Origin of the sequence: Bradyrhizobium sp. SZCCT0153 (assembly GCF_018129995.1) — a bacterium.
GTDB classification, from domain to species: domain Bacteria; phylum Pseudomonadota; class Alphaproteobacteria; order Rhizobiales; family Xanthobacteraceae; genus Bradyrhizobium; species Bradyrhizobium japonicum_G.
Genome location: NZ_JAFCKS010000004.1, coordinates 29,839 through 53,026, shown reverse-complemented (window position 1 = coordinate 53,026; position 23,188 = coordinate 29,839). Strand labels below are relative to the sequence as shown.

Annotated in this window: 21 protein-coding genes; 4 read left to right on the top strand and 17 right to left on the bottom strand. The window is 65.2% G+C overall.

What is annotated here, in order from left to right:
* Window positions 1-11 precede the first annotated feature (11 nt).
* From JQ572_RS18685 to JQ572_RS18655, 7 genes are all read right to left on the bottom strand, one after another.
* Window positions 12-809, bottom strand: coding sequence for an FAD binding domain-containing protein (locus JQ572_RS18685; RefSeq protein ID WP_211384278.1), 798 nt, complete (start codon window positions 807-809; stop codon window positions 12-14).
* Between the two features lie 11 nt (window positions 810-820).
* Window positions 821-3,208, bottom strand: a complete 2,388-nt coding sequence (locus JQ572_RS18680; protein WP_211384277.1) for a xanthine dehydrogenase family protein molybdopterin-binding subunit — start codon at window positions 3,206-3,208, stop codon at window positions 821-823.
* Between the two features lie 2 nt (window positions 3,209-3,210).
* Window positions 3,211-3,702, bottom strand: coding sequence for a (2Fe-2S)-binding protein (locus JQ572_RS18675; RefSeq protein ID WP_211384275.1), 492 nt, complete (start codon window positions 3,700-3,702; stop codon window positions 3,211-3,213).
* Between the two features lie 21 nt (window positions 3,703-3,723).
* Entirely contained in the window at window positions 3,724-4,830 is a 1,107-nt protein-coding gene (locus tag JQ572_RS18670) for an ABC transporter ATP-binding protein (RefSeq protein WP_211384274.1), read from the bottom strand.
* Window positions 4,831-4,837: 7 nt separating this feature from the next.
* Window positions 4,838-5,743, bottom strand: coding sequence for an ABC transporter permease (locus JQ572_RS18665; protein ID WP_211384272.1), 906 nt, complete (start codon window positions 5,741-5,743; stop codon window positions 4,838-4,840).
* Complete coding sequence (locus tag JQ572_RS18660; protein ID WP_211384271.1) at window positions 5,740-6,618, bottom strand: ABC transporter permease; 879 nt, start codon at window positions 6,616-6,618, stop codon at window positions 5,740-5,742. Before JQ572_RS18660 ends, JQ572_RS18665 begins: the two co-directional genes overlap by 4 nt.
* 84 nt (window positions 6,619-6,702) lie before the next feature.
* Window positions 6,703-8,052 (bottom strand): ABC transporter substrate-binding protein, encoded by a 1,350-nt coding sequence (locus JQ572_RS18655; RefSeq protein WP_211384270.1) that lies wholly within the window; start codon window positions 8,050-8,052, stop codon window positions 6,703-6,705.
* A gap of 303 nt (window positions 8,053-8,355) precedes the next feature.
* On the opposite strand from JQ572_RS18655, the gene JQ572_RS18650 reads away from it, so the two are divergent.
* The 4 genes from JQ572_RS18650 (at window position 8,356) to JQ572_RS18635 (ending at window position 13,818) form a co-directional block, all read left to right on the top strand.
* Entirely contained in the window at window positions 8,356-9,789 is a 1,434-nt protein-coding gene (locus tag JQ572_RS18650; protein WP_349643100.1) for a glycosyl hydrolase family 79 N-terminal domain-containing protein, read from the top strand.
* Between the two features lie 260 nt (window positions 9,790-10,049).
* The gene (locus tag JQ572_RS18645; RefSeq protein WP_211384268.1) at window positions 10,050-11,264 is read left to right on the top strand and encodes an ABC transporter substrate-binding protein; all 1,215 of its coding nucleotides are present in this window, start codon (window positions 10,050-10,052) and stop codon (window positions 11,262-11,264) included.
* 8 nt (window positions 11,265-11,272) lie between these two features.
* Window positions 11,273-13,006 (top strand): FAD-dependent oxidoreductase, encoded by a 1,734-nt coding sequence (locus tag JQ572_RS18640; protein WP_211384266.1) that lies wholly within the window; start codon window positions 11,273-11,275, stop codon window positions 13,004-13,006.
* A 17-nt stretch (window positions 13,007-13,023) separates the two neighbouring features.
* Entirely contained in the window at window positions 13,024-13,818 is a 795-nt protein-coding gene (locus tag JQ572_RS18635; RefSeq protein WP_211384264.1) for an IclR family transcriptional regulator, read from the top strand.
* A gap of 7 nt (window positions 13,819-13,825) precedes the next feature.
* Here JQ572_RS18635 and JQ572_RS18630 read toward each other — a convergent pair whose 3' ends face one another.
* The 10 genes from JQ572_RS18630 to JQ572_RS18585 all read right to left on the bottom strand — a co-directional run bounded on the left by JQ572_RS18630 (window position 13,826) and on the right by JQ572_RS18585 (window position 23,141).
* Window positions 13,826-14,605, bottom strand: a complete 780-nt coding sequence (locus tag JQ572_RS18630; RefSeq protein WP_211384262.1) for an SDR family NAD(P)-dependent oxidoreductase — start codon at window positions 14,603-14,605, stop codon at window positions 13,826-13,828.
* Window positions 14,606-14,662: 57 nt separating this feature from the next.
* Window positions 14,663-15,253: a thiamine pyrophosphate-dependent enzyme gene (locus JQ572_RS18625; protein ID WP_211384261.1), complete on the bottom strand. Its 591-nt coding sequence runs from the start codon at window positions 15,251-15,253 to the stop codon at window positions 14,663-14,665.
* 5 nt (window positions 15,254-15,258) lie between these two features.
* Window positions 15,259-15,801, bottom strand: a complete 543-nt coding sequence (locus tag JQ572_RS18620) for a thiamine pyrophosphate-binding protein (RefSeq protein WP_211384259.1) — start codon at window positions 15,799-15,801, stop codon at window positions 15,259-15,261.
* Window positions 15,802-16,127: 326 nt separating this feature from the next.
* Window positions 16,128-16,829 (bottom strand): GntR family transcriptional regulator, encoded by a 702-nt coding sequence (locus JQ572_RS18615; RefSeq protein WP_249129119.1) that lies wholly within the window; start codon window positions 16,827-16,829, stop codon window positions 16,128-16,130.
* Window positions 16,830-16,940: 111 nt separating this feature from the next.
* Entirely contained in the window at window positions 16,941-17,684 is a 744-nt protein-coding gene (locus JQ572_RS18610; RefSeq protein WP_211384257.1) for an aspartate/glutamate racemase family protein, read from the bottom strand.
* A 9-nt stretch (window positions 17,685-17,693) separates the two neighbouring features.
* A complete protein-coding gene (locus tag JQ572_RS18605; RefSeq protein WP_211384256.1) occupies window positions 17,694-18,959 on the bottom strand; it encodes an NAD(P)/FAD-dependent oxidoreductase in 1,266 nt (421 codons plus the stop codon).
* Between the two features lie 3 nt (window positions 18,960-18,962).
* A complete protein-coding gene (locus tag JQ572_RS18600) occupies window positions 18,963-20,624 on the bottom strand; it encodes a thiamine pyrophosphate-binding protein (protein WP_211384255.1) in 1,662 nt (553 codons plus the stop codon).
* Complete coding sequence (locus tag JQ572_RS18595) at window positions 20,621-21,847, bottom strand: pyridoxal phosphate-dependent aminotransferase (RefSeq protein WP_211384254.1); 1,227 nt, start codon at window positions 21,845-21,847, stop codon at window positions 20,621-20,623. Before JQ572_RS18595 ends, JQ572_RS18600 begins: the two co-directional genes overlap by 4 nt.
* A gap of 10 nt (window positions 21,848-21,857) precedes the next feature.
* Window positions 21,858-22,211 (bottom strand): RidA family protein, encoded by a 354-nt coding sequence (locus JQ572_RS18590; RefSeq protein WP_211384253.1) that lies wholly within the window; start codon window positions 22,209-22,211, stop codon window positions 21,858-21,860.
* A 12-nt stretch (window positions 22,212-22,223) separates the two neighbouring features.
* On the bottom strand, window positions 22,224-23,141 hold the full coding sequence (locus JQ572_RS18585) for an NAD(P)-dependent oxidoreductase (RefSeq protein WP_211384252.1): 918 nt from the start codon (window positions 23,139-23,141) through the stop codon (window positions 22,224-22,226).
* Window positions 23,142-23,188: the final 47 nt, after the last annotated feature.

The window sequence follows — 23,188 nt, the reverse complement described above, 5'->3', positions numbered from 1 at the left end:
ACCCTAAAGAGTTAGCTGAGCGCCGCGTCGACGGCGCGCTTGGCCATGACCGTGACGAGATGCGCGCGGTAGTCGGCTTCGGCATGGATGTCGGAGGTGAGGCCGTCATTATCGATCTTGATCGCCGCTATTGCAGACGGATCAAAGTTCTCCGACAGCGCCATCTCCATCGGCGGCACGCGGAATACGCCGGGACCCGCACCGGTCACGGCGACACGGACGCCATCGGCGAATTTTGCGACGAACACGCCGACCAGCGCGTAACGCGACGCCGGCGCCTTGAATTTTGCGTAACCCGCTTTGAGCGGCAAGGGAAAGCGGATCGCCGTGATGATCTCGCCGGGTTGGAGCGCGGTCTCGAACAGGCCGAGAAAGAACCTGTCGGCCGCGATCTCGCGCGTGCTGGTGACGATGGTGGCGCCGAGACCGAGCACGCCGGCCGGATAATCCGCGGCCGGATCATTGTTGGCGACCGAGCCGCCAATGGTGCCGCGGCTGCGCACGGCAGGATCGCCGATCATCGAGGCCAGCGCCGCGAGACCGGGAATTTTCGTCTGCACCAGCTTCGAGGCGGCGACCTGCGCATGCGGCGTCATCGCACCGACGGTGATGCTGTCGCCGTCGTCGGTGATACCCTTCAGGTGTCCGAGCTTCGACAGGTCGATCAAGGCAGGCGGGTTGGCCAGCCGCTGCTTCAGCGTCGGGATCAGCGTCATGCCGCCGGCGACGAGCTTGCTGTCCTCGATCGAGGTCAGGAGTTTAGCAGCGTCGGGAATCTGGTCCGGCTGGTGATAGGCAAACGGTTTCATTGTTGCTCTCCCTATTCCGCCGCGACCGGTAGCGACGCGTTCTGCAGCAGCCGCCAGATCCGGTTCGGCGTCGCCGGCATGTCGACATGGGTGACGCCGAGATGCGACAGCGCATCGACCACCGCGTTGATGACGGCGGCCGGCGAGCCGATCGTGCCGACCTCGCCGCAGCCTTTCACGCCCATCGGGGTGTGCGTGCACAGCGTCGAATGGGTCGCGACCTTCATCATCGGCATGTGATCGGCGCGCGGCATGCAATAGTCCATCAGCGAGCCCGACAGCAGTTGGCCTGAGCTCTCGTCATAGACTGCGTTCTCGAACAGCGCCTGGCCGACGCCCTGCACGATGCCGCCATGCAGCTGGCCCTCGACGATCATCGGATTGATCACCGTGCCGACGTCATCCACGGCGGTGTAATTCACGAGCGTCACCGTGCCCGTCTCCGGATCGACCTCGACCTCGGCGATGTGGCAGCCGCCGGGATAGGTGAAGTTGACGGGGTCGTAATAGGCCTGCTCCTCCAGCCCCGGCTCCAGCACTTCGAGCGGATAGTCATGCGGCACGTAAGCGGCGCCCGCGATTTCCTCGAACGTCTTGGCGCGGTCAGTGCCGGCGACCGAGAATTTTCCGGACTTGAACTGGATGTCGACTTCGGCGGCTTCGAGCAGATGAGCCGCGATCTTCTTGCCCTTGGCGACCACTTTGTCGGTCGCCTTCGACAGCGCCGCGCCCCCGACCACCAGCGAACGCGAACCGTAGGTGCCCATGCCGAACTGCACGCGGTCGGTGTCGCCGAACACGATATCGACATTCTCGAAGGCGACACCGAGCTTTTCCGAGACGATCTGCGCGAACGTCGTCTCGTGGCCCTGGCCGTGATTGTGCGTTCCGATCATGACCGTCACCTGGCCGGTCGGATGCACGCGCACCGTGGCGCTTTCATAGAGGCCGCCGCGCGCCCCCAGCCGTCCGGCGAAACGCGACGGCGCAAGGCCGCAGGCCTCGACATAGGTCGAGTAGCCGAGCCCGCGGAATTTGCCCTTGCTGGCCGAGGCCGACTTGCGCACGCCGAAATTCTTGACGTCGGCCGCCACCAGCGCACCGTCGAGACAGCCCATGGGATCGCCGGAATCGTACTGCACCAGCACCGGCGTCTGATACGGATAGGCTTCCTTCGGGATCATGTTGCGGCGACGGATCTCGACACGATCGATGCCCATCTCGCTCGCTGCGACATCGACGATGCGCTCCAGCACGAAGGTCGCCTCGGGCCGGCCGGCGCCGCGATAGGCGTCGACCGGAACGGTATTGGTGAACACCACCTTCACGTTGCAGTAGATCGCCGGCGTGGTATAGACGCCGCCGAGCAATGGGCCATAGAGATTGGTCGGGATGTTCGGCCCGAAGGTCGAGAGATAGCCGCCCATATTGGCGAGCGTGTTGACGCGGAAGGCCAGGAACTTCCCGGTCTCGTCGAGGGCAAGCTCGGCCTCGGTGACGTGATCGCGGCCGTGGCGATCCGAGACGTAGCCCTCAGAACGGCTCGCGACCCATTTGATCGGCCGCATCACGCGCTTGGCGGCCCAGGTGATCACGGCCTCCTCGCCGTAGTGGAACTGCTTGACGCCGAAGCCGCCGCCGACATCGGGCGCGACCACGCGCAGCTTGTGCTGCGGGATGTTCAGCACCAGCGCGCCCATCAGAAAGCGCACGACGTGCGGGAACTGGCTGGTGGTCCACAACGTGAAGCGGTCGGTGCCCGGCTCGTATTCCGCGATCGCCGCGCGCGGCTCCATCGGGTTGCCGATCAGGCGATTGTTGACGAGGCTCAGCTTTGCGACATGCGCCGCCTTTCGGAACGCGGACTCGACCGCGGCCTTGTCGCCGAGCTCCCAGTCGCAGCAGATGTTGTTCGGCACGTCGTCGAACAATTGTGGCGCGCCCGGCCTGAAAGCCTCGAGCACGCCGACCACGGAGGGCAGCACCTCATAGTCGATCTTCAGCAGCTCGGCCGCCGCATTCGCCTGCTCCGGTGTCTCCGCGATGACAAAGGCCACCATGTCGCCGACGAAGCGCACCTTGCCCTGCGCCAGCATCGGAAACGGCGGCTCCTTCATGGGCACACCCTTGGCATCCGAGATGCCCCAGCCACAGGGCAGCGAGCCCAGCTTGTCGGCCGCGGCATCCGCGCCAGTCAGGACGGCAATGACCCCGGGCGCGGCCAGCGCCGCGCTCCTGTCGATGCCGCGCAGCACCGCGTGGCCATGCGGCGAGCGGACGAAAACGCCCGCGGTCATGCCGGGTCGCTTGATGTCGGAGACGTAATTGCCGCGGCCGGTGAGGAAGCGCTGATCCTCTTTCCGCTTCGGTGATGCGCCGATGCCGATCACGTTGCCCATGGTCACTCTCCCTTGGCGGCGTTCATGGCGGCAGCGCCTGCCATCACCGAGACGACGATGTTCTGATAGCCGGTGCAACGGCAGATGTTGCCTTCGAGGCCGTGGCGGACATCAGCCTCGGTCAGGTCCGGCTTCTCGGTCGCGAGCGCCACCGCTGTCATCAGCATGCCGGGCGTACAGAAGCCGCATTGCAGGCCGTGATGCTCGCGAAACGCTTCCTGCATCGGATGCATCCGGTTCGAACCGGGCGCACCTTGCAGGCCTTCGATAGTGAGCAGCGTCGCGCCATCGAGCGCAGGTACCAGCAGCGTGCAGCTCTTCACCGGCAGGCCGTCGAGATGCACGACGCAGGCGCCGCACTGGCTGGTGTCGCAGCCGATGTGAGTGCCGGTGAGGCTGAGCTGTTCGCGCAGCAGCTCGGCGACGAGCGTTGCCGGCTCGACTTCGACAGTAGTTGGCCGTCCGTTGAGTGTGAAGGATATCTGCACGGTCATACTCCTGTGCGCGACGGGGCTTTAGGCGAGTGGAAGCGCGCTGCCGGTGGCCCATGTGGCCATCACGACGTCGCCGACGGTGAACGGATCCGCGAAGAAGACCTTTTCCGGCACATAGGCGACGAACGCGTCGTCCGGCACGGTGTCGAGCATGACCTTGACGAAATAGCCCTGGTACTCGATCGCGAGCACGCGGCTCGGCAGCGACGTCGTGCAGCCCGGCGGCAGCTCCCTGCCCGGCCGGACCAGCGCGACGTCGTCGCGTCGCACGGCGATATCGATCTTGTCGCCGACGCTGACCGTGGACCGCGCCTGAAGAGGAACCTCGATGCCATCAGGCGCGGCCTGCGCGAGCGTAAAAGTCGAACCGTTGACCTTCTCGACCAGCCCCGACAGCACGTTCTGGCCGCCCATGAACTCGGCGACGTAACGGTCATGCGGATGGGCATAGACGTCACGCGCCGCTCCGGCCTGCTTGATCCTGCCCTGCTCCATCACCACCACGAGATCGGCGAGCGCGATGGCCTCGAGCTGGGTGTGGGTGACGTGGATGAAGGTGATGCCGAGATCCTGCTGCATCCGCCGCAGCTCCTGGCGCATCTGCACGCGAAGCTGCTCGTCGAGCGCGGACAGCGGCTCGTCGAGCAGCAGCACCCGCGGCTCGGTGATCGCGGCGCGCGCCAGCGCCACGCGCTGCTGTTGCCCGCCGGAGAGCTGCGCCGGCAGGCGGTCGGCGAACTGCGTCAGCCGCACCTTCTCGATCATGGCGTCGGCCGCGCGCAGGCGATCGGCCTTCGACATGCCGCGCACGCGCAAGGCGAACGCGATATTGTCGCGTACGGTCAGATGCGGGAACAGCGCGTAGGACTGGAACATCATCGCGGTACGGCGCTGCACCGGCGCGAGCCCGACGACGTTCTGCCCGCCGATCACGATCTCGCCGGCAGTCGGGTCCTCATGGCCGGCGATCATGCGCAAGATCGTGGTCTTGCCGCAGCCGGAGGGGCCGATGAAGCAGCAATAGGCGCCGTCGGCGATCTTGAGATTGACGCCGTCGACCACGTAGGTCGCGCCGTCGAAGCTCTTGCAGACGCCCGCCAGTTCGATATCGCCTCGATCGCTCTTCATTCCCAACTCAACCCTTTGCGCTGCTGCCGCGCTTTTTCTGGATCAGCACGATGCTGCCCAGGCTCGCGCCGATGACGATGAAGGAGACGATGGTCGTCACGGTGCCGAGCGCGTAGAGCGAGGGCGAGGTGACGTTCAGCGTCATGCTCCAGATCTCCAGCGGCAGCGTGTTCAGCGAGCCCGCGGTCTGGAGGCTGCGCGCGAACTCGTCGTAAGAGAGCGTGAATCCGAACAGTGCGACCGCGACGAGGCCGGGCGCCAGCACGGGGATCATCACCAGGCGGATCGACTGCCAGCGGCTGGCGCCGAGGTCGTAGGCCGCCTCCTCCCAGACGTGGTTGAAGCGCGACATCACCGCGAACATCACCAGCACGCCGAACGGCAGCGTCCAGGACAGCTGCGCGCCGAGCGCCGAGGTGTACCAGCTCGCATTCAGCCCGAGCGCCTGGAACAGAAGGCCGGTGCCGAGGCCGAGCACGAGGCCCGGTGCGACCAGGCTGCCGATCATCATGTAGAAGACGACGGTATCGCCGCGAAAACGCTTGCGGAAGCCGAGCCCGGCGAGGAACGAGACCACCACCGTGATGACGGTGACGATGACCGCGAGCTTGATCGAGCGGTCGAACGAGCCCTTGACGTCGCCGGTCCGCACCTGAGTGAAGAGATCGACGAACCAGTGCAGCGAGTGGCCCTTCATCGGAAACACGAGCCCGCCGCGGATATCCTGGAACGACAGGACGTAGATGCAGAACATCGGGCCGTAGAGCGCGATCACATAGAACACGAACAGCGTCGCCAGGACATAGAACGTCCACGGACGGCCGCCCTTGCTCGGTGCGATCGCCTTGGTCGTCGCGGGCGCGCCCGTCTTTGACGCGTCGGTCTTGGGCATGTCGGCAAGAATGGCGCTCACCGCGTGATCTCCTGCCTGATGTCGACAGTGCGCAGGATCAGCGAGACGATCGCGACCAGCACCAGCGTCAGCAGCACGGCGCTCGCCGCCGCGGTCGGATATTGCAGCACGCCGACGTCCTCGTAGAAGGCGCTGACCACCGAGGCCGAGCCGCCGCCGGACATGACCTTGACGACGAAGAAATCGCCCATCACGATCGACACCACGAAGATGGTGCCGAGCGCGATGCCGCTCTTGGACATCGGCACCACGATCAGGCGCATGATGTCGAAACGGCTGGCGCCGGCGTCGATTGCGGCCTCGATCAGCTTCTTGTCGATCCGCGCCATGGAGTTGAAGATCGGCACGATCATGAAGATCGTGAGCTGGTGGACATAGGCGATGACGACCGCGAGGTCGGAGAACAGCAGCACCTCAAGCGGCTGACGGATCACCCCGAGCGCCAGCAGCGCCTGGTTGATCAGGCCTTCCTTGCCGAGCAGCGGAATCCAGGAAATCATCCGGATGATGTTCGAGGTCCAGAACGGCACCGTACACAAAAGGAACAGGCCGATCGCGAGCAGCTGATTGCGGACGTGGAACACCAGGAAGTAGGCGACGCAGAAGCCAATGACGAGCGTGAAGATCCAGGTCAGCACCGTGAACTTGATGGTCGCCAGATAGAGCTTCAGCGTCAGCGCCGAATGCAGCACTTCCACATAGCTTGCGAGCGTGAAGCCCGGCGTCAGCCCGCCAAAGCCGTCCGTCGCAAAGAAGCTTGCGGCCACCACGACGAGGATCGGCGCCACGAAGAACGGCACGAGCACCAGGACCAGCGGCGACACGTAGAGCCAGCCGGCGAGATTGGCGCGTGATGGGTTTGGACTTGGCTGCATGTCGGCAAAAGCCACGCTTCAGTTCGGTCTCTCTGCCGGAGCGTCGCCGCGCCGGCGCTCGTGTCGGGCGAGGGAAAGCAGGATTTACGCCACCTTGAAGTCGTTCCAGCGCTTGTTCATGTAGGCGGCTTCGTCCATCAGCGTGTTCCAGCACGAGATGTTCTTGACGCGGTCGAGGAACGAACCGCCGTCACGCTTGGTGCCGGCCTTCTCCATCGCAACGCCATAGGGATCGTTGACCACCTCCGGCGCCGGCTGGCCCTCGTACCAGAACGCCCACTCGGCCGGGGTGAGGAATTTCTTCGCGGTCGACGGCACCGGGCTGTAATAGCCGTAGCGCGCGACGAAGCCGCCTTGCCAGCCCGACAGATACCAGTTGAGATATTCGTAGGCGGCATCCAGCTTCTTGCCGGAGAGGTGCTTCATCAGGCCCATGCCGTTGCACCAACCGCGATAGCCTTCCTTGCCGTTCTTGACGTTGACCGGCGCGTAGACGCAAGGGATTTCCTTGACGCGGACGGCAGCGACCGCCGGCGACCACATCGACTGGATGACCACTTCCCCCGCCGCCATCAGCTGCACCGACTGGTCGAAGGTGGTCCAGGTCGCGCGGAACTGGCCCTGCTTCTTCAGCTCGATCAGCTTGTTGCAGGTGAAGTCGATCTCCTCCTTGGTCATGTTGCCCTTGTTGCCGTACTTGATCAGCCCGGCACTTTCGAAGCAGAGCGCGGCGTCCATGATGCCGATCGCGGGCACGTCGAGGATCGCCGCCTTGCCCTTGAACTTCGGGTCGATCAGGTCCTTCCACTCGGTCACTTCATGGCCGACGAGATCCGGGCGATAGCCGATAGAGTCCGCGTTGTAGACCTGCGGCAGGAACGTCGCCCATTCGGTGACGCCGTCATGCAGGTCGGTCGAGTCGGGCTTGGAGATGTACATCGCCTCGTAGGGCGAGATGCCCTGGCGCGGGATCTTGTGGCCGTCGATCTCGCCCTTGGTGAAGATCGGCAGGATGTTGTCGAACTCCTTGATCTTCTTGACCTCGATGCCCTGGATCACGCTGCGCTTGGCGGCGAGCTTGGCCTGCCAGCCCTCGAGGTCGGCGATATCGACCGTATTAGGCTGGCTTATGAAACGGTTGATGGCGGCGGAGGTGTCGAGGTTCTGCATCGTCACCTTGAAACCGAGATCCTTGGCGGCCTGGTCGCCGATCGCCTTCACCACCGAATAGGACACGCCGACATGGCGCAGCTCGATATCCTTGATCTCCTGCGCCCAGATGGTCGGGAAGCCGCGGATCGCGTCCGAGCCTGCGGCTGCGCCGGCAATTGCTGCCGCGCCCTTCAACAGCGTGCGCCGGCTCAGCTTTTTCGCAGACTTGTCGCTCGTCCCCGCCGGATTGGCAGTGGATGTCCCCTTGTCCCTGTCAAGCATGGCAACCCTCGTTGGTTACAATAAGCGCTCGCTCCGATCGTCATTGACCGGCTGCGGATGTGATCAGTTGCGGGCGAGGCTATGGGCCGGATGTCGCGAAGTAAAATTGGAAGTAAAAATTCGCGGTATAAACGCGGCTAATGGTTCGCCCCGCTGCATCGGCTTTTAGCAGCGCGCATAAGAAGGCGTCAGGACATGCATGCAAGCCGGTGGCCTCGATCGTGCAGGCTCGTCCCAGCGGCGGCTCTGACGACAATCGCGCTGCTGATTGCCTCAACGTTGTGCGCGGCGCGCGCCGGAGATGTGTCCATCGCGCCAGCGGAACTGAAATTTATCGGCACGATCGATCCGCGCTTTCAATCCTACAACATCGAGATGGTGGAGGTGACCGGCGGACGGTTCTGGAAGCCCTATCCGCAAACGATGCACACGATCGATCAGCGAAATCGTTACAGCGACCGGCCGCCGATCGATCTTGCCAATGCGCGACTGCGCAAGCTCGCTGCCGCCTTGTCGCCGGCCTATCTGCGCGTAAGCGGCACCTGGGCCAATGCGACGTTCTTTGCCCGCAGCGAACAGGCACCAGCCGCGCCGCCGCCGGGGTTTGACACGGTGCTGAGCCGTGCACAGTGGCGCGGCGTCGTCGACTTTGCGCGTGCGACTGATGCGGAGATCGTCACCTCCTTCGCGATCAGTCCCGGCAGCCGCGGTGCCGATGGCGTGTGGAGTCCGGACCAGGCGCGGCGTCTGGTCGATGACACGCGATCGCTGGGCGGCCACATCGCCGCCGCCGAGTTCATGAACGAGCCGACGCTCGCGGCGACGAGCGGAGCGCCGCGGGGATATGACGCGAAAGCCTATGTCCGCGATTTCGACGTCTTTCGCGACTGGATACGGCGCGCGGCGCCGGAGACGCTGATCGTCGGCCCGGGCTCCGTCGGCGATTCCGCATCCCCTTCCGCATCCGGTATTCGCACGCACGACCTGCTCGCGAAATCCGGAGCCGACATCGATCGCTTCTCCTATCATCACTACAACACGATCTCGCCACGCTGCGGCGGCCGGGACGCGCCGGCACGCGCGTTGTCCGAAGAATGGCTGGCCCGAACCGATGTGACGCTGTCGATCTACCGCGGCCTGCGCGATGAATTCGCGCCGGGCAAACCGATCTGGCTGACGGAAACCGCCGATGCCGCTTGCGGCGGCAACCGCTGGGACAGGACGTTTCTCGACACCTTCCGCTATCTCGACCAGCTCGGACGCCTGGCACGAGCCGGGGTTCAGGTGGTGATGCACAACACGCTGGCGGCGAGCGATTACGGCCTGCTCGACGAGACGACGTTCCGTCCACGTCCGAATTACTGGGGCGCGCTGCTCTGGCATCGGCTGATGGGAGCGACAGTGCTCGATGCAAGCGCGGCGGCAGTGCCCGACCTGCACGTCTACGCCCACTGTCATCCATCGAGGCCCGGCGCCGTGACCATGCTCGCGATCAACATCTCACACCGCACCTCGCGCGCGATCGTGCTGCCGCGTTCCGCCGAGCGCTATAGCTTGCAGGCAGGGAGGCAGCAAGGCGCGACAGTGCAACTGAACGGCACGACACTCGCGCTGACCGACGGTGATGAGCTGCCGCACCTCGCCGGGCGAGCGACGGCTGCCGGTGCAGTTCGCCTCGCGCCCGAGACCATCACGTTCCTCGTCGTCCCAAGCGCCGCGAACCCCGCGTGCCGATGACCACGCTCGCGACCCGAGCGATTCGCGCGTCATTCGCGGGGAGATTCTGGATTGCTTCGCGAAGCCTGTCATCGGGCCGCGCTTCGCGCGGACCAGTTGGCTCGCCATGACGACGGTTTGGGACGTCGTCATGGCGAGCCAACGGCCCGGAACCCAACCATCCCATCAAATTCGTCATTGACAAACCTATTTGTTAATATCTAATTATCGCGAGAATAGCCGGCCGCGCCAAGCGGCCCGTAAAAAGAGAGGGAACGACGATGAGAGGGCATCTCGCCTGGGCCATGTTCGCGGCCATGAGTTCGGCTGCGATGACAACGACTGCGACCGCGCAAGTCTCCGACGACGCGGTGCGGATCGGCGTGTTGACCGACCTGTCGAGCTGGGGCCGCGACAACAGCGGGCCGGGCTCCGTCGAAGCCGCAAAAATGGCGGTGGAGGAGTTCGGGCCGACCGTGCTCGGCAAGCCGATCGAGATCATCAGCGCCGACCACCAGATGAAAACCGACGTCGGCGTGCAGATCGTGCGCGGCTGGTTCGACAACGGCAAGGTCGACGCCGTGGTCGACATTCCCAATTCCGGCATCGCCATCGCGGTCCACAATATGGTGCGCGAGCGGGGCAAGATCGCACTGCTCTCCGGCCCCGGCGCGAGCTCGCTGACCGACGAGCTGTGCAGCCCGAACACCGTGCACTTCACCTACGACACCTACGCACTGTCGAAGGTGACGGCCTCCGCCGTGATCAAGGAAGGCGGCAAATCCTGGTATTTCATCACCGCGGATTACGCCTTCGGCCAGCAGCTCGAGAAGGACGCGACGCGCTTCATCAACGAAATGGGTGGCAAGGTGCTCGGCGGCGTCAAGCATCCGACCAACACGGCGGACTTTTCCTCTTTTGCACTCCAGGCGCAGAGCTCGAAAGCCGACGTCGTCGCCTTCGCCAATGCCGGCCAGGACACCGACAATGCGATCAAGCAGTCCGGCGAATTCGGCCTCGTGCAGGGCGGCCAGAAGCTCGTCGGCCTCCTGATGTTCGACACCGACGTCCACGCGGTCGGCCTGAAGGCCGCGCAGGGCACCTACATGACCACGGCGTCGTACTGGAACATGGACGAGGCGACCCGGGCCTGGTCCAAGAAATTCTACGAGCGCACCAAGGTGATGCCGACCATGATCCACACCGGCGTCTACGGCTCGGTGCTGCATTACCTGAAAGGCATCAAGGCGGCGGGCACCGACGATGCCGCCAAGGTAATGGCCAAGATGCGCGAATTGCCGATCGAGGATACATTCGTCCATGGCGGCAAGCTGCGCGAGGACGGCCGCGTCATCCGCGACATGTATCTCGCCAAGGTGAAGTCGCCCGAGCAGTCCAGGGAACCCTGGGACTACCTGGAGATCATCAAGACGGTGAAGGGCGAGGACGCTTTCCGTCCGGTCTCCGAATCCAAATGCCCGCTGCTGAAGAAGTGAGGTGAGACATGACCAGCAACGCGCACAACGCAATTGAGACTTACGAGTGCGATGTGCTCGTGGCCGGATCGGGCGCCTCCGGCATGTCGGCCGCGATCACCGCACGCCATCGCGGCCTCGACGTGCTGATCGTCGAGAAAGAGCCGCGCTTCGGCGGCACCACCGCGCGCTCCGGCGGCTGGCTCTGGATTCCCGGCACATCGCTGGCGAAGGCCTATGGCATCGCGGAGACGCCGGACCAGGCCCGCACTTACTTGCGGCACGAAGCCGGCAACAATTTCGACGCCGCGCGCGTCGACGCATTCCTCAGCGCCGGCCCCGAGGCGGTCGATTTCTTCACCAGCAAGACCGCGCTCCGCTTCGACATGCCGCTGGTGTTTCCGGACTATCATGCCGAAGCGCCCGGCGGGGCACAGGGCGGCCGCTCGATGGTGACGCGCCCGTTCGACGGCCGCGAGCTGGGTGAGCAGATCAAGACGCTCGGCATGCCGCTACCGGAGCTCACCGTGTTCGGCATGATGCTGGGCTCCGGCAAGGAGATCATCCATTTCATGCGCGTGACGAAGTCGCTGGCGTCCGCCGTATATGTCGCAAAGCGCCTGTCGCGTCATCTGATGGACGTGCTGCGCTACGGCCGCGGCATGACGTTGACCAACGGCAATGCGCTGGCGGGGCGGCTCGCGAAATCCGCGCAGGATCTGAAGATTCCGATGTGGCTGTCCTCGCCGGTGCGCGAGCTGACGGTTGAAAACGGCACCGTCACCGGCGCGATCGTTTCGCGCGAGGGACGCGACGTCCGCATTCATGCAAGACAAGGCGTCGTGCTCGCCTGCGGCGGCTTCCCCCATGACGTCGAACGCCGTAAGAAAATGTTTCCGCACGCGCCGACCGGCAACGAGCATTTTTCGCCCGGACCGACCGGCAATACCGGCGACGGCTTGCGCCTTGCGGAGTCCGTCGGTGGTCACGTCGAGGATCGCTTGCCGAACGCGGCCGCCTGGGTGCCGGTGTCGCTGACCACGCGCAAGGACGGTTCAAAGGGCGTGATGCCGCATTTCATCGACCGCGCCAAGCCTGGCGTGATCGCGGTGATGCGTGACGGCAAGCGCTTTGCCAATGAAGGCAATTCCTATCACGATTTCGTCCAGGCCATGGTCAAAGCCGCCAAGCCCGGCGAAGAGATCGCCGCCTATCTCGTCTGCGATCATCCGACGTTGCGCAAATACGGCCTCGGCTGCGTGCCGCCCTTCCCCATGCCGCTCGGCCACCATCTGAATACCGGCTATCTCATGCGCGGCGATACGCTGGAGGCACTGGCGGCGAAGGCCGACATCGATGCCAACGCGTTCACCGAGACCGTCAAGCAGTTCAATGCGACCGCGCCGCAGGGCCACGATGCCGCCTTCGGCAAGGGCACCAAGGCCTATAATCGCTACCAGGGCGACGCGCTGCACGGCCCGAATCCCTGCGTCGCGCCGATCCAAAACGGCCCGTTCTACGCCATCAAGATGGTGGTCGGCGATCTCGGCACCTATGCCGGCATCGTCACTGACGAGAATGCGCGGGCGCTGGACTCCGAGGGCCGGGTGATTCCCGGGCTCTATGCCGCCGGCAACGACATGGCCAGCATCATGGGCGGCAATTATCCCGGCGCCGGCATCACGCTTGGGCCGGCGCTGACCTTCGGCTACATTGCCGGCCGTCATCTCGCCGACCGCGCCGCCAGGCGCGACGCGGCATAGGCCACGCCAGGAGGCGCATGAAGAGAGAAAGCCGCGGTATCCAGTCGATCGAGGTCGGTGGAGAATTGCTCCGCGCGCTCGCCAGATGCGGCGAACCGATGATGCTGCGCGATCTCGCCCGCGAGGCGGGCATGACGCCGGCCAAGGCGCATCCTTATCTCGCCAGCTTCTCTCGCATCGGCCTGATCGAGCAGGACGAGACCACCGGCCGCTACGAGATCGGCGCGCTGGCGCTGGAGCTCGGCCTGATCAGCCTGCGCCGTCTCTCCGGCGTGCGTATCGCCGGACCGAAGATCGCCGGCCTCGCAAGCCAGATCGGGCACGCGGTCTCGCTTGCGGTCTGGGGGACGCACGGCCCGACCGTGGTGCAGCTCGAAGAGCCCGGCCAGCCCGTGCACGTCGTGATGCGCGCCGGTTCGGTGATGGCGCTGCTGGAGACGGCCACGGGCCGGGCCTTTGCGGCCTTTCTGCCCGAGAAGACGATCAACGCCGCGCTGGAGAGCGGACTCGATCGTCACGGCGTCGGCTACAATCCGAAGCGCGCCGTGAAAAGCGCGAAGGTCGCCGAGATGCTCGCTGAAGTCCGCAAGCACGGCCTCGCCCGTGCGCTCGGCGATCCCCTGCCCGGGGTCAATGCATTCTCCGCACCGGTGTTCGATCATTCCGGCCATGTCGCGCTGGTCATCACCGCGATGGGGCCGGAAGGCACCTTCGACGCCCGCTGGGACAGCCCGATCGCAAATGCGCTGCGCGATTGCGCCGGCGGCATCTCGAAGCGACTGGGCTACGGGATGACGATCGCCGCGGAGTGAACCGGCCCTATTTCTCCTTCACCGGCACAGTGTAGTTCAGGATCAGCCTGCCGCCATCCGGATAGATCGTCTGGCCCGTGATGTAGGACGCATCGTCGCTGGCGAGGAACGCGACCACGGACGCCACCTCGCTCGGCTCGCCACCGCGGCCGGCCGGCGTGCGCGACATCACGGTCTTGCGGGCATCCTCCGAAGTGTAGATGGACGAGGCCACCATGTCGGTCAGGATCGTGCCCGGCCCGACCGCGACGACGCGGATATTGTGCGGGGCGAGCGCGACGGCGGCCACCGAAGTGAGCTGCTTCATGCCGCCCTTGGACATCGCGTAGGTCGCCAGCGCCGGGATCGCCAGCAGCGCGTTGACCGAGGACATGTTGATGATGACCCCGCCGCCCCCCTGCGCAATCATCTGCCTGGCCGCCGCCTGCACGCCGAAGAACGCGCCCTTCAGATTGATGCCGATGATTTCGTCAAATTCCTCCTCGGAAATCTCCAGGATATCCCGGTTGCGGGCGACGCCGGCATTGTTGACCATGATGTCGAGCCGGCCGAACTCCTTCACGGCGGCTGCGACGAGCTGATCCACGTCAGTGCGCTTGGCGACATTGCCGACGATGGTGCGCAAGGCGTCCGGATGCCCGAGCTCGACGGCCGTCGCAGCGAGGCCCTCGGCATCGACATCCGATATGACGACCTTGACGCCGTCGTCGAGGAATCGTTTTGCGCAGGCCTTGCCGATGCCGCGCGCCGCGCCGGTGATGGCGGCGACCTTGCCGGATAATTTCATGGGGCTCACTCCAGAATAGCTGCTTGCGGCAAACCTATTCCGGGCAAGGGCCTCAGCTCAAGCCGCCGCAAATCCGAGATGAGCACGGAACCGGTTCTTGATAAAGACGGCATCGCGAGACGGCAGCGAACGCGGCGGATTTTCCGCCAGAACCTTGATGACGAAAAGCCGCGGGCCATCGGCCGGCTCAGCGATTTGCGACGCGAGGCGTTGCACCTCCGCCAGCGTCCGCACGGTCCCCGTCGCGGCAAATCCGCATGCTGCGGCGATCGCCGTGAGATCGACGCCGCGGCCGGTGTGGCTCGCCTGCATCCCGGTCTCGCCAAAATGCTGGTTGTCGATCACGACGACGTCGAGATTGCGCGGTCGCGCGACGCCGATGGTGGCAATGCCGCCGAGGCCCATCAGTTGCTCGCCGTCGCCGGTGAGGGCCATCACGCGCTTTCCCGGCTGCGCCTGAGCAAGGCCAAAGCCGATCAGCGCGGCGCCGCCCATGGCGCCCCAGAGATAGAAATTGCCGTCGTGGTCGCCGACAGAATGAAGGTCGTAAGTGGGCGAGCCGAGGCCGGAAACGACCAGCGTGTCCTTGCGGTTCTCGAGAAGAGCCGCGACGGCAACGCGACGATCAAGCTGAGAGGGTACGGACATCGATATCACCACTTCTTCTTGCCGATCAGGCGTTGCCCGATCAGGACCGCGATCTGCTGATCGGAATCGTACGCGAGCGCAGCCGCCGATTCGACCGTCTCGACCAGATCCTCCGCCGTCTCCGCCCGCATCACCTTCAGCCCGATCGCCTCCAGCGACGGCTGCGTGGCCCGGCTCATCGGAACCTGCCAGGGATTGAACTCGGCCCATTCGCCGCGCATCGTCACCAGCATCAGCAGCGGAAAGCGGCCGATCGCCGACAGCGACAGCATGTTGATGCAATTACCGACTCCGCTCGACTGCATCAGCAGCACGCTGCGCTGGCCGCCGAGCCAGGCGCCGGCGGCAATCGCGACGCCCTCCTCCTCGGTCGTCAGCACGTTGGTGGTGACGTCAGGATCGGCGGAGAACAGCCGGATCAGCTGGCTATGGCCGGCATCTGGGACATAGGACATCTGCCTGACGTCGGCGGCTTTCAGGATGCGATAGAGCTCTTCCGGCCAGTCGTCGCTTGTGCGCGTGTCGAGATTGGGTTGAGGGCTGTGCACCGTGGGTCTCCATGAATTTCGAGCAGCACGCTAGCGACGTTCGCGTGCGAAGGCTCTGACCGTCTGGCACGATCAGATATTGAAGGATTGTATAGCTGCGTGCGCTGGTGCGCCTGCGGGACCGGAGGCGCGATGCGCATTGCTGCGCCCTCTCCCCTTGTGGGAGAGGGCATCCCCGCAAGTCGACACGGCCTCGCTCGGGTGAGGGGTTGCCTCTACGCGCTCACGCGCATCGGCATGCGCGGAGAGATACCCCTCATCCGGCGCTTCGCGCCACATTCTCCCACAAGGGGAAAAGGGAGAGCACCGTCACTGCGGTACGCAGACTAGTTGGCCGCAGACCGCGCCGTCGTCGGCATATAAATCTGCGCGTAGCCTTCCTTGATCGCGGACGTGATGCGATCGAGGCGGCGGTCGATGTGCTTCTCCAGCACCGATACGCAGACCTCTTCGTCGCGTGCCTTCAGCCCTTCGACGACGGCGCGGTGCTCGGCTTGCGTGTTGGACCGGTTGATGCTGTCCATGTCGATCCAGCGCACGAAGCGGATGCGGGCGTTGACGTTGCGCAGGACGCGCAGCATCTCGGCATTGTTCGACATGCCCATCAGCCGCTCGTGATAGGTCTCGTCTAACTCGACCAATTCGACCGAGGAGCGCTCACCGGGATCGGGACCGGTGGCCTCGAGGAATTTCAGCAGCGCGTCGATGTCCTCGTCCTTGGCGCGCCTGATGGCGAGGCGGATCGAGGCGACCTCGATCGATTTGCGCAGCTCGTAGAGATCGAAGATCTCGTGCGCGTCGAGCTCGCGGCAGAAAAAGCCCTTGCCCGGCGTGAAGCGCAGAAACCCTTCGGTGTTGAGGCGGTTGAGCGCCTCGCGCAGCGGCGTGCGGCTGACGCCGAGACGCTTGGCGAGCTCGCCCTCGTTGAGCCGCTCGCCCGGCTTGAACTCATAGCTCACGGCCATCGCCTTGAGCTGTTCATAGACGCGATCGACGATACTGTCGGAAGCCAGTTCCACGTTGCTCATCACAATCTGCATTTATGCCCGAACACAGTTCAATATACCGGGGCGCCTCAGACGATGGCAATGCAAACGAAGGTCTGGCAGGGCTTGTTCAGTGCTTTGGGACGGCCGGAATCAGGAAAAGGCGCGCGGACGCAGTCCCGCGTGAAACCAGGTGATCATCGAATAGATGTCATAGACGGGCAATCCGACTTCGGCCTGAAGTGCTGCAGCGTAAGGCGGCATGTTGGTGCATTCCAGTACGATCGCACCGACATCGGGGTTCCTGGCGACGAGCGCCTTGCCGGCCTCGACCACGTCGCGCTCGGCCTGCGCAATGTCCATGTCGTCCTTCTCGGCCTTGATCAGGACGCGGAAGAACTCCTTGCCGTTCTCGGTGCCGGCCAGCGGCGTATCGAGCGGCACCCCGGCGCCTTCGAGATGGGCCGGCGTCAAGGTCGAGCCGGACACCGTGACGAGGCCGACGCGCTTGCCCGGCGGCAGTGTCGCCTGCACCCACGGCACCTGCATCAGCGACGAGGTCGCGACGGGCACGCCGACGGCGGCCGCGATCTCCTTCTGGAACAGCGACAGGAAACCGCAATTGGTGGTGATCGCCTCGGCCCCGAGCCGCACCAGATCCTTCGCCGCATCAATGAAGTCGGGCAGCAGGCCGGCCGCGCCCTTCAGCACCACCTTCTCCGGCGAGGCGCCGCTCACCACGCGATAGAGCACGGGGAACGGCCAGGTCGTGCCGTTGCCCATATCCCCGGGAATGCGGGGGAAGCGCGCTTCCAGCATCAAGATGCCGAGTGGCGCACCGTAGATGGCCTTGCCGCCACGGGCGATGCGGGAGGATGAGCTGGCTGGAGTGGTCATGGTGCGATCTCAGAGGAAACGATTGGGCGAAAACGGCGTGAGCGGAATCTCAGTCTTCTTGCCGCTCAGGAGCTGGGCGACGAGGCGGCCGGTGCGGGCCGAGCCGACCAGGCCAACATGGCCGTGGCCGAAGGCGTAGACGATGTCGCGCGAGGCGCGGGCATGGCCGATGCAGGGAAGTCCGTCCGGCATGCTCGGCCGATGGCCGAACCAGGTCTTGATGCGCGAGGGCGGAATGTCCTTCGGCAGTTTCGGGAACATACTGAAGAGGTGGTTGCGCAAAATCTCGGCGCGCTTCCAGTTCGGCGCGGCCTCGAGGCCCGCGATCTCGACGGTGCCGGCGGCGCGCAGGCCCTTGTCGGTCCAGTTCACCACCATCTTGGCGTCCGACGCCATCATCGAGCAGCGCGGCCCCGACTCCGGGTTCTCGATCATGACATGATAGCCGCGCTCGGTCTCGAGCGGCAAGGGATCGCCGACCGAAGCGGTGAGCCGTTTTGAATGCGCACCGGCGGCGACCACTGCCGCGTCGCAAGGAATCTCGCCAGTCTCGGTAACGACAGCAACGAGCTTGTCGCCGGAAAGCCTGAAGCCCGTCGCCTTGGCGCGCACGAGCTTGACGCCACTCGCCAGTGCATGCTGGGCAAGCGCCGCGACGTAAGCGCCGGGATCGCGGCAGCGTCCGGCTTCCTCCACCACCACGCCAAAAGTGTAGCGCGGATGCAGATCCGGCTCACGCTGGCGCATTTCGTCGGCGTTGAGCTCCAGCCATTCGACGCCGACCTTCTTGCGCAGGCGCCAGCCGAGATCGTTGTCGAAATTGCCGCGCGACGGGAACACATGCATCACGCCGTTGCGCTCGATCAATTCAGGCACGCCGGCTTCTTCCGCAAGCTTCCGGTGCAGCAGCGGTGCATCCTTGAGGAGATCGCGCAGCGCGAAAGCCGTCTTCTCGACGCGCGCCTCGGTCCAGCCCGAGAGCAGGTACTTGATCAGCCACGGCAGCGCCTTCGGCAGATAAGACCAGCGGATCGCTAGCGGTCCGAGCGGGTCCATCAGATAGCCCGGCACCTTCTTCCAGACGCCGGGCTCGGCCGGCGGGGTCACCGAATGCGAGGAGAGCCAGCCGGCATTGCCGTAGCTCGCCGCCTGCTCGCCTCCGGGCTCGCCCGGATCGATCAGCGTGACACGATGGCCCTCGCGCAGCGCCTCGATGGCGCTGATCACGCCGACCGCACCGGCACCGATGATGGCGACGTGGCGGCCCTCGGACATCGCTTAAGCCTTCACCGCTGGGACAAAATCCTTGCCGACCGAGATCGCGCGCGGATCGATGATGCAGTGGAGGATCGACGGCTTGCCCGAGGCCAGCGCGCGCTCGAAAGCCGGAGCGAACTCCTCGGTGCGCTCGACCCGCTCGCCATGGCCGCCGAACGCTTTTGCGTACATCGCAAAATCCGGGTTCTTGAGCTGGGTGCCGACCACGCGGCCGGGATAGTCGCGCTCCTGGTGCATGCGGATGGTGCCGTATTGTGAATTGTCGACGACGATCACGACGAGCGCCGCGTCGTACTGCACGGCGGTCGCGAACTCCTGGCCGTTCATCAGGAAGCAGCCGTCGCCGGCGAAGGCGATGACGGTGCGATCCGGGTATTGCCGCTTGGCCAGCACCGCCGCCGGAACGCCATACCCCATCGAGCCCGACGTCGGAGCAAGCTGTGAGGCAAAGCTGTGGAAGCGGTGATGGCGATGGATCCAGCCGGCATAATTGCCGGCGCCGTTGCAGACGATCGCATCCTTCGGCAGGCGGTCGCGCAGCCAGGTCATGACCTGGCCGTACTGGAACGTACCCGGCAGCTCGCGCGCCTTCTCGGTCCAGGCGAGATAATCGGCATGCGCCTTGGCGGCCTCGCCGTTCCAGGCAGGCGCGGCGGCCGGCTTCAGTGTCTCGACAGCGGCGGCGAAGGCGGCGGGCGTGGCCTGGATCGCAAGCTCCGGCTGATAGATGCGGCCGAGCTCTTCCGAGCCCGGATGCACGTGAATCAGCTTCTGTCGCGGCGTCGGAATGTCGAGCAGCGTGTAGGACGAGGACGGCATCTCCGACATGCGGCCGCCGATCAGAAGGAGGACATCGGCGCCGTCGATGCGCGCCTTCAGGCCCGGGCTCGGCCCGATGCCGAGGTCGCCGGCATAGTGCGAATGATCGGCATCGATCAGCGACGCCCGGCGGAACGAGGTCGCAACCGGCAGGTCGAACCGCTCGGCGAAGCGCGCGATGCTCCTGGTTGCCTCATCGGTCCAGCGCGATCCGCCGAGAATGACCAGCGGCGCCTTGGCACTCGCGAGCATCGCCCCGAGACGCTCGATATCGGCAGGCGCGGGCCAGCTCACCGCCGGCTCGATGCGCATGGCATCGGCGACAGCAGCGGTCTCGGTCAGCATGTTCTCCGGCAGCGAGATCACCACGGGACCGGGACGGCCCTGCATCGCGACGCGGAAGGCGCGTGCGACCAGCTCCGGGATGCGGTCGGGGCGATCGATCTCGACCGCCCATTTCGCCATGGTGCCGAACACCGCCTTGTAGTCGAGCTCCTGGAACGCCTCGCGCTCGCGCATGCCGGTATCGACCTGGCCGACGAACAGGATCATCGGGGTCGAATCCTGCATCGCGATGTGGACGCCGTGGCTGGCATTGGTCGCGCCGGGGCCGCGGGTGACGAAGCAGACGCCCGGGCGCCCCGTGAGCTTGCCGTAGGCCTCCGCCATCATCGCGGCGCCGCCTTCGGCGCGGCAGATCATGACGTCGATCGGGGAGTCATGCAGCGCGTCCAGCGCGGCGAGATAGCTTTCGCCCGGCACGCAGGTGACTCGCTCGACGCCTTGCGCGACGAGCTGATCAATCAGGATCTGGCCCCCGGTGCGGGTGTTGCGAATGGTCATGACAGCTCCCTGCAGGCTTTGGCGATGCGCTTTAAGGCCTCGCGCAAGTTTTGTTCCGAGGTGGCGTAGGACAGGCGGAAATAAGGTGCAAGGCCGAAACAGCTGCCCGGCACCACGGCTACGTCATGCCTCTCCAGCAGGAAGCGGCAGAACGCGGCATCGCTGTCGATCGTGGTGCCGTCGGGGGCACGGCGGCCGATCAGGCCAGCGCAGCTGGGATAGGTGTAGAACGCGCCCTCCGGCCGGCGGCAGCTGACGCCGTCGATCGCATTGAGCGCATCGACCACGATGTCGCGGCGTCGCTGAAACGCGGCGCGGCGTTCGGCCAGAATATCCTGCGGCCCGGTCAGTGCGGCAATCGCGGCGGCCTGGCTCACCGAGCACGGATTGGTCGTGCTCTGGCTCTGCACCACCGCCATTGCTGCGATCAGCTCGCGCGGGCCGCCGCCATAGCCGACGCGCCAGCCGGTCATGGCATAGGCCTTGGAGACGCCATTCACCGTCAGCGTGCGCGATTTCAGGCTGGGCTCAAGCGCTGCCGCCGTGACGAACGGCATGCCGTCATAGGTCAGGTGCTCGTAGATGTCGTCGGCGATCAGCCAGACATGCGGATGGCGCCCCAGCACATCCAGGATCGGGCGCAACTGCGCCGCGGAGTACGCAGCGCCGGTCGGATTGGACGGCGAGTTCAGCAGCAGCCAGTGCGTCTTCGGCGTGATCGCGCGTTCGAGGTCGGCGGCATCGAGGCGAAAGCCGTTGTCCTCGCGGCAGAGCACGTCGACCGGAGTGCCGTCGGCGATGCGCACCATGTCGGCATAGCTGGTCCAGTAGGGCGCGGCGATGATGACCTCGTCGCCCGGGCTCAACGTCGCCATGAAGGCGTTGTGGATCACCTGCTTGGCGCCCGCGCCGGCGGTGATCTCCTCAGTGGCATAGACGAGATCGTTCTCGCGGCGGAATTTCTCAGCGATCGCCGCCTTCAGTTCCATCGAACCGTCGAGGATGGTGTATTTGGTCTGGCCGGCGCGGATCGCGCGCTCGGCCGCGTCCTTGGCATGATCGGGCGTGTCGAAATCCGGCTCGCCGGCGCCCAGCACGATCACCGGCCGCCCCTCGCGCTTCAGCCGCTGCGCGACCGCACCGATCTTCAGGATCTCGGAGACGCCGATGGCGCTGATGCGCTGGGCTGGACGGAAGCCGGTTGCGGGAGCCTGGACGGTCACGAGCCAGCCCTTACTTGCGCGCGGCGATGGCGATCACCTCGATGCGGTAGGCGGGATCGGCGAGCTCGACCTTGCCGCAGGCACGCGTCGGCGCGTTGCCGGGCACGACCCAGGCATCATAGACCGCGTTCATGGCGTCGAAATCGTCCATGGTCCTGAGCCAGACCTGCACGCTGAGCAGGCGCGACTTGTCGGTACCGGCGCGCGCCAGCATGTCGTCGACTTTACCGAGTGCCTCGCGGGTCTGCAGGGTGATATCGGCGGTCTTGGTGTCCGCCACTTGCCCGGCGAGGAAGACGAGATCGCCGAACACGGAAGCGCGGCTGCGGCGGGCGTTCTGGTCGATGCGGGTGATATCAGACATGGGACGTCCTTGTTACTTGCCGGTGGCGATGATGCGGCGGCAGTGATCCAGCGCGGCGCCGATCAGGTTGTCGCTGGCCTCCGGCGTGCGGAACGCCGAATGCGCCGACAGCGTCACGTTCGGCAGTTTGGTCAGCGGATGTCCGGCTGGCAGCGGCTCGACGGTGAAGACGTCGAGGCCGGCATGGGCGATGTGACCCGAGCGAAGCGCGTCGAGCATCGCGTCTTCATCGACGACGGCGCCACGCGCGGTGTTGATCAGGATGCTGCCTGGACGCATCTGCGCGATACGCTCACGTGACAGAAAACCCTTGGTCTCGTCGTTGAGCAGAAGATGCAGCGAGATGACGTGGCTTTCCGCCAGCAGCTTCTCCAGCGCAACGAACTCGACGCCCGGATGCGTCTTCGGGGTCCTGTTCCAGGCGATCACCTTCATGCCGCAGCCCGCCGCCATGCGGGCTGCTTCCGCAGCGATACCGCCGAAGCCGATCAGGCCGAGCGTCTTCCCGGTGAGCTGGACCGCGTCGCGGCGCAGCCAGTTGCCCTCGCGCATGCCGCGATCCATCTCGCCAAAACTCTTGGCGGAGGCCCACATCAGCGCGATCGCACATTCTGCGACTGCCGTATCGCCATAGCCCTTGATGGTGTGGACGGCGATCCCGCACTCGGCGAGCTCTTCCGGATTCATGTAGCTGCGGGCGCCCGTGCCGAGGAAGACGACGTGCTTCAGCTTGCTGCACTTGGCGGCAATCACTGAAGGCACTGCCGTGTGATCGACGATCATGATCTCGGAATCGCCGAGCAGGCTGGGGAGATCGTCCGGCTTGATGGAGGGGTTGCGGTTGATGCCAACAGCCAGGTTCTGCGAGCGCAGCAGCTTGTCGGTCACCGCCGCCAGGGTGTCGTTTGCATCGACGAACAGAGCCCGCACAGGCCTCTCCTTGAGATCACGAGAAAATTGCATTCAGACTTGTATTC

What these genes read in the sequence shown, in the direction of transcription:
- JQ572_RS18680 (WP_211384277.1), bottom strand. Translation starts at nt 3,208, where the DNA reads ATGGGCAACGTGATCGGCATCGGCGCATCACCGAAGCGGAAAGAGGAT.
- JQ572_RS18605 (WP_211384256.1), bottom strand. Translation starts at nt 18,959, where the DNA reads ATGTCCGAGGGCCGCCACGTCGCCATCATCGGTGCCGGTGCGGTCGGC.
- JQ572_RS18610 (WP_211384257.1), bottom strand. Translation starts at nt 17,684, where the DNA reads ATGACCACTCCAGCCAGCTCATCCTCCCGCATCGCCCGTGGCGGCAAG.
- JQ572_RS18675 (WP_211384275.1), bottom strand. Translation starts at nt 3,702, where the DNA reads ATGACCGTGCAGATATCCTTCACACTCAACGGACGGCCAACTACTGTC.
- JQ572_RS18600 (WP_211384255.1), bottom strand. Translation starts at nt 20,624, where the DNA reads ATGACCATTCGCAACACCCGCACCGGGGGCCAGATCCTGATTGATCAG.
- JQ572_RS18655 (WP_211384270.1), bottom strand. Translation starts at nt 8,052, where the DNA reads ATGCTTGACAGGGACAAGGGGACATCCACTGCCAATCCGGCGGGGACG.
- JQ572_RS18625 (WP_211384261.1), bottom strand. Translation starts at nt 15,253, where the DNA reads ATGTCCGTACCCTCTCAGCTTGATCGTCGCGTTGCCGTCGCGGCTCTT.
- JQ572_RS18635 (WP_211384264.1), top strand. Translation starts at nt 13,024, where the DNA reads ATGAAGAGAGAAAGCCGCGGTATCCAGTCGATCGAGGTCGGTGGAGAA.
- JQ572_RS18660 (WP_211384271.1), bottom strand. Translation starts at nt 6,618, where the DNA reads ATGCAGCCAAGTCCAAACCCATCACGCGCCAATCTCGCCGGCTGGCTC.
- JQ572_RS18630 (WP_211384262.1), bottom strand. Translation starts at nt 14,605, where the DNA reads ATGAAATTATCCGGCAAGGTCGCCGCCATCACCGGCGCGGCGCGCGGC.
- JQ572_RS18590 (WP_211384253.1), bottom strand. Translation starts at nt 22,211, where the DNA reads ATGTCTGATATCACCCGCATCGACCAGAACGCCCGCCGCAGCCGCGCT.
- JQ572_RS18640 (WP_211384266.1), top strand. Translation starts at nt 11,273, where the DNA reads ATGACCAGCAACGCGCACAACGCAATTGAGACTTACGAGTGCGATGTG.
- JQ572_RS18645 (WP_211384268.1), top strand. Translation starts at nt 10,050, where the DNA reads ATGAGAGGGCATCTCGCCTGGGCCATGTTCGCGGCCATGAGTTCGGCT.
- JQ572_RS18685 (WP_211384278.1), bottom strand. Translation starts at nt 809, where the DNA reads ATGAAACCGTTTGCCTATCACCAGCCGGACCAGATTCCCGACGCTGCT.
- JQ572_RS18615 (WP_249129119.1), bottom strand. Translation starts at nt 16,829, where the DNA reads ATGAGCAACGTGGAACTGGCTTCCGACAGTATCGTCGATCGCGTCTAT.
- JQ572_RS18670 (WP_211384274.1), bottom strand. Translation starts at nt 4,830, where the DNA reads ATGAAGAGCGATCGAGGCGATATCGAACTGGCGGGCGTCTGCAAGAGC.